This is a genomic window from Micromonospora sp. NRRL B-16802 (assembly GCF_001279555.1).
Classification (GTDB): Bacteria; Actinomycetota; Actinomycetes; order Mycobacteriales; family Micromonosporaceae; genus Micromonospora; species Micromonospora profundi.
Map to the genome: position 1 here is coordinate 1 of NZ_LGEB01000094.1, position 5,208 is coordinate 5,208.

At 67.7% G+C, this 5,208-nt stretch carries 7 protein-coding genes; 5 read left to right on the forward strand and 2 right to left on the reverse strand.

The features are described 5' to 3' along the window. Positions 1-270 precede the first annotated feature (270 nt). From ADK66_RS32595 to ADK66_RS25430, 5 genes are all read left to right on the forward strand, one after another. A complete protein-coding gene (locus tag ADK66_RS32595; protein ID WP_255353057.1) occupies positions 271-405 on the forward strand; it encodes a hypothetical protein in 135 nt (44 codons plus the stop codon). Positions 406-503: 98 nt separating this feature from the next. After that, a complete protein-coding gene (locus ADK66_RS25415) occupies positions 504-1,814 on the forward strand; it encodes a glutaminase (protein ID WP_053659590.1) in 1,311 nt (436 codons plus the stop codon). After that, positions 1,811-2,536, forward strand: coding sequence for a flavodoxin family protein (locus ADK66_RS25420; RefSeq protein WP_053659592.1), 726 nt, complete (start codon positions 1,811-1,813; stop codon positions 2,534-2,536). The genes ADK66_RS25415 and ADK66_RS25420 overlap by 4 nt, the downstream gene beginning before the upstream one ends. 78 nt (positions 2,537-2,614) lie before the next feature. Beyond that, the gene (locus ADK66_RS25425) at positions 2,615-3,556 is read left to right on the forward strand and encodes a DUF5996 family protein (protein ID WP_053659594.1); all 942 of its coding nucleotides are present in this window, start codon (positions 2,615-2,617) and stop codon (positions 3,554-3,556) included. Between the two features lie 27 nt (positions 3,557-3,583). Next, positions 3,584-3,892, forward strand: coding sequence for a GNAT family N-acetyltransferase (locus ADK66_RS25430; RefSeq protein ID WP_053659596.1), 309 nt, complete (start codon positions 3,584-3,586; stop codon positions 3,890-3,892). Positions 3,893-4,062: 170 nt separating this feature from the next. On the opposite strand, the gene ADK66_RS25435 is transcribed toward ADK66_RS25430, so the two are convergent. After that, positions 4,063-4,428, reverse strand: coding sequence for a hypothetical protein (locus tag ADK66_RS25435; protein ID WP_053659598.1), 366 nt, complete (start codon positions 4,426-4,428; stop codon positions 4,063-4,065). After that, positions 4,425-4,895: a MaoC family dehydratase N-terminal domain-containing protein gene (locus ADK66_RS25440; RefSeq protein WP_053659601.1), complete on the reverse strand. Its 471-nt coding sequence runs from the start codon at positions 4,893-4,895 to the stop codon at positions 4,425-4,427. Before ADK66_RS25440 ends, ADK66_RS25435 begins: the two co-directional genes overlap by 4 nt. Positions 4,896-5,208 lie beyond the last annotated feature (313 nt).

Consider the following 5,208-nt stretch of genomic DNA (forward strand, 5'->3'; position numbering starts at 1 on the left):
ACGTCGAAATCGAAGGCGCCCCACACGGTCTGCTCTGGACCCACGCCGACGAGGTAAACGCCGCCCTGCGCACCTTCCTGGGCTGAGCTGACGAAAGGGGTACGGCGAGGGAAGAACCAGGAGGAAGGAGCTGCACATGTGCGCGAAGCCGATGTCGGTACAGAACGATCTGCTCATCGTTGACGACCTCATGCTGCTCTTGATGGACGACGACGGCTAATCCATCCAGGCAGCGGGCACCCTGTACTACACCCTTGGCGGCGCCAGCGCGTGGCCACCCGGACCGCCCGTCCGCCGACGAAGGATCCGGCCGGCGACGGCCTCTTCACCGATGGCGCCGGCCCGGACGCCAGCGCCATCGTCTGGGACTTCGCCCGACGCCACCCGAAAGGACCACCGGCGTAACCCCGATGAACCGCCAACTCGCACGCGCCGCCGAGCCAGCTGCACAGAGCTGGCGCGGGGTCCTGCGGACAGCCGCCGCGACAACCCGAGGAGGACGGATGCGCTCAGTCGTTCCCGACTATCTGACTGACGTACTCGGAGATGTCGAGTCGGACACCTCCGGAGAGCCGGCTGGCTACATTCCGGAGCTTGCGGCAGCTGATCCTGAGCGTCTCGCCGCGGTCTTCGCCACGGTCGATGGCACGCTGCACGGTGCCGGCGACGTCGATGCCGCGTTCACGATCCAGTCGATCTCGAAGCCTTTTGTGTACGCGATGGCGCTCTCGGATCGTGGCTTCGATCGGGTGCTCGCCCAGGTCGGGGTCGAGCCGTCAGGGGAGGCGTTCAACGAGATCTCCCTCGAAAGCGAGACGGGACGTCCCCGCAATCCGATGATCAACGCGGGCGCGATCACGACTCACTCCCTCGCCGGTGCGGAGAACCTCACGCCCGTCGAGCGGGTCGACCGCGTTGTTCAGGGGCTTTCGGCGTTCGCGGGCCGTCAGTTGACGGTCGATGAGACGGTGTGCGCATCCGAGATGGAGAACGCGCACCGCAACCTTGCCATCGCGCACATGCTCCGCAGCCATGGCATCCTCACCGAGGATCCGAGGGCCGTTGTCGATGGCTACATCCGTCAGTGCTCGGTGCTCGTGACCGCCCGAGACCTGGCGATGATGGCGGCGACACTGGCCAACCGTGGGATGAACCCCCTCTCGAACGAGCAGGTGGTGGACGGGTCGGTGGTCCGTCAGGTGCTGAGCGTCATGGCCACCTGCGGGATGTATGACGCCGCCGGCGACTGGGCCACGCAGGTCGGCATTCCGGCGAAGAGCGGTGTGGCCGGGGGACTCATCGGTGCACTACCCGGTCAGCTCGGCATCGCCACCTTCTCGCCTCGACTGGACCGGCACGGCAACAGCGTTCGCGGAGTGTCGCTGTTCGAACGGTTCTCGTCCGACATGGGGCTGCACGTGATGGAGGTGCCGCCCGCGGCACGCGCGGTCGTGCGTTCCAATCGAGTACGAGGCGGCGGAGCGGACGCGACCCGAGTCCTCCGGCTGCAGGGCGGGATCCGCTTCGCGGGAGCCGAGCGGATCGTGCGCGAACTCGTGGAGAGTGCGCCTTCGGAGCCCCGAGTGGTTCTCGACGTCTCCCTGGTGCATTCCATCGACGATGTGGCCCGACGAATGCTCCTGGAGGTCGCGCGTCGACTCACGCTGGACGGTCACGAGGTCTATCTCGTAGATCCGGAAATGATGATCCCGGACCCGGATCCCGGCGACGGCGGCCGGATCACAGTAATCGATGTCGCGCGGGCCGACGGCGCGACCGACAACCACGACCGACAACCAGAAAGGACCCCATGACCGCGACCACGATCGAGAAGCCCGACTTCACCGGGCTGCGCGCGATGTACATCAACTGCACCCTCAACCGTTCCCCCGGCCGTAGCCACACCCAGGGGGTGGTCGACCGCAGTGTGGCGATCATGGAGGCGAGCGGGGTCAGCGTGGACCAGATTCGCGCCGTCGACCACGACATCGCCACCGGCGTCCGACCCGACATGACCGAGCACGGGTGGGACACCGACGAATGGCCCGCGTTGCTGACCCGGGTGCTGGCAGCCGACATCCTGGTCATCGCCGGACCGATCTGGCTCGGCGACAACAGTTCGGTGACCCGTCGGGTGATCGAGCGGCTCTACGGCTACTCCGGCGTACTCAACGAGCAGGGCCAGTACGCCTACTACGGGCGGGTTGGTGGCTGCCTGCTCACCGGCAACGAGGACGGCTTGAAACACTGTGCGATGAGCATCCTCTACAGCCTGCAGCACATCGGCTTCACCGTCCCGCCGCAGGCCGATGCGGGTTGGCTCGGTGAGGTCGGCCCCGGGCCGTCCTACCTCGACGAGGGTTCCGGCGGGCCGGAGAACGACTTCACAAACCGCAATATCGCGTTTATGACCTACAATTTGCTCCACCTCGCGTCGATGATCCGTTATGGCGGCGGGATCCCGGCCTACGGCAACCAGCGCACTGCCTGGGACGCAGGAGTCCATCCGGACGCCGCCAACCCCGAGTACCGCTGACGCGACGACCTTCTCGGCGCGTTCTGCTCGACCACGACGACCGTCACCTCTCGTCACAGCGTAAGGATGTGAATAGCGATGACAAGCCCGGCATCGACGAGCTGGCCGAGTCTGCGGGTTTCGGACTGGACCGCCACCCGCGACACCCTGCACATGTGGACCCAGATCGTGGGCAAGATCCGCATGGCGCACGCCCCGCTGGTAAATCATTGGTGGCAGGTGACCCTATACGTGAGCCCGCGCGGGTTGACGACGTCGACCATCCCGTACGGCACCGCAGCCTTCGAGATCGAGTTCGACTTCATCGGCCACCAGCTCGACGTCCGCACCAGCGACGGCGGCACGCGGAGCCTCCCGCTGCGGCCGATGGCGGTAGCCGAGTTCTACTCGCGGGTCATGGCCATGCTCGACGAACTCGGGATCGAGGCGCCGATCCGGCCGCACCCCAACGAGGTCGACCCGGCGATTCCCTTCGCTGAGGACCACCACCACGCCTCCTACGACGATGCGGCGGCAGCCCTGTTCTGGCGACAGCTGTTGCAGGCGAACCGGGTGATCGGCGAGTTCCGGTCACACTTCGTCGGCAAGGTCAGCCCGGTGCACTTCTTCTGGGGCGGGATGGACCTGGCCTGCACCCGCTTCTCCGGCCGGTCGGCCCCGCCGCACCCGGGCGGAATGCCCAACTGCGGGGACTGGGTCATGGTCGAGGGCTACTCCCGCGAGCTGTCCAGCTGCGGGTTCTGGCCCGGCGGCGGTGAGGAAGGGGCCTTCTACTCGTACGCCTACCCCACACCCGACGGTTTCGCCGAGCAACAGATCCTCCCCGAGGGCGCGTACTTCAGCATCGAGTACCAGCAGTTCCTGCTGCCCTACGAGGCCGTCCGTGCCGCACCGGACCCCGACCGGGCGGTCGCCGAGTTTCTCCGCACCACCTACGAAGCCGCCGCGAACCTGGGGCACTGGGACCGCTCCGCGCTGGAGGACAACCCGTTCCGGTGGCACCGCACCCCTGCTTCGTGACGACCCGACGAATCTGATGGAGGACATATGGTAGTGAATGTCAGCGACGCGCCCGAAGCCAAGCGGTACGAGGCTCGGATCGAGGGGGAGTCCAAGGTCGCGGGGCTCGCGCAGTACATCCGCACCGCGGAACTCATCGCGTTCGTCCACACCGAGGTTGCGCCGGAGTACGAGGGCAGGAGAGTGGGAGCGGCCCTGGTCCGCACCGCCCTCGACGAGGCTCGCGCCGCGAACCTGCTGGTCCTGCCCACCTGCCCGTTCTTCGCCGGCTGGATCGCTCGGCACCCCGAGTACGAGGACCTGGTGTACCAGTCCCGCAGCAGAGTCAGCGACTGAACAGCCGGACACGGCAGCGACGGAGGTCTTCGACCCGGGCCACCGCCCATGGATCCGGCCCGTACCGTGGTGCCCACGGTGCCGTCCTCCCGCCTCGACCCGCCGAGACGTTCAGGCGGCGGTCAACGGCGGTCAGTTCCTGGACGTGACAGCCAGCGTGGTGACGCAGGTCAAGTCAGCCCAGTTGGGCCGTCATCGTCGTGATGCGGGTGGCGCCTGCGGTGACCGTGAGTGACCTCTGACGAGTCTGCCGCCGTGGTGATGGCGGCGGACGTGCCGCAGAACAAGGGTGCCAGGTTGCGGTGCGTGATGCGCTGCACGGGGTGATCGGGACGGTCGAGGCGTAGGGTTTCGGCCAGCACGATGGCCGACAGCGGTCCGTGGACCAGTAGGCCCGGGTATCCCTCGATGGTGGTCGCGTACGGCCAGTCGTAGTGGATGCGGTGGGCGTTGGCGGTGGCCGCGCTGAAACGCATGAGCAGCGTCGGGTCGGTGCGGAAGGTCCATCCCTGCGGCGTCCGTTCCAGGGGTGTCACCGGCGACGCGGGTGCGGAGGGCTGGGCGCCGGACGTGCCGACTGTCGCGGCGGGGCGGGGCGGTACACGATGTTCTGCTGTTCGGTCAGCAGCGGAGCGCCGCTTTCGGCATACGCCGTGGTTTTGTTCTGTCGCAACAGGAAACGGCCGCTGCGCCCCTGCTTCATGTCCGACGATCGCACGGTCGTGTGACGGGTGATCCGGGAGCCGACGACGATCGGTGCGTGGAACGTCACCGTGCCACCGGCGAACATCCGGCGCGGCAGGTCGGCCGGCACGTCGGACTCGTCGCGGCGGGGATGGCCGTCGAGACCGAGGACCGTCGAGGGCGACCAGCGGGGGAGGGCTACCCAGTGCCACAGCGGGGGCAGCGGGTCACCGGGTCGGACGGGCGGTGCTCCGCTGCTGAGCAGTGCGCTGAGGGCGGCCACCGGTGCCGGGTCGACGAGTTCTGGTTCGCCGGTCACGATCCGGCTCCTTCCGAGGGGAGGTCGAGGATGCGGCGGGCGCGGGCGATCACGGGCCGGTCGACCATCCGGCCGTCGACCAGAACGACCGCTTCGGCGCTGAAGGTGGACTCGATGACGCGCCGGGCCCAGGCCCGCTCGGTGGCGGTGGGTCGCAGCGCCTCGTCGGCGGGTGCGATTTGGCGGGGGTGGACGCAGAGTTTCCCGCATCGATCAGCTCATCAGCAATTTCCAGGAGCTCGTCGCCCAAGTGCCCGGGATCGTCCAGCCGTTCATCGTCATGCTGGCGGGCGCGATCCCGTTTGTCGACGGC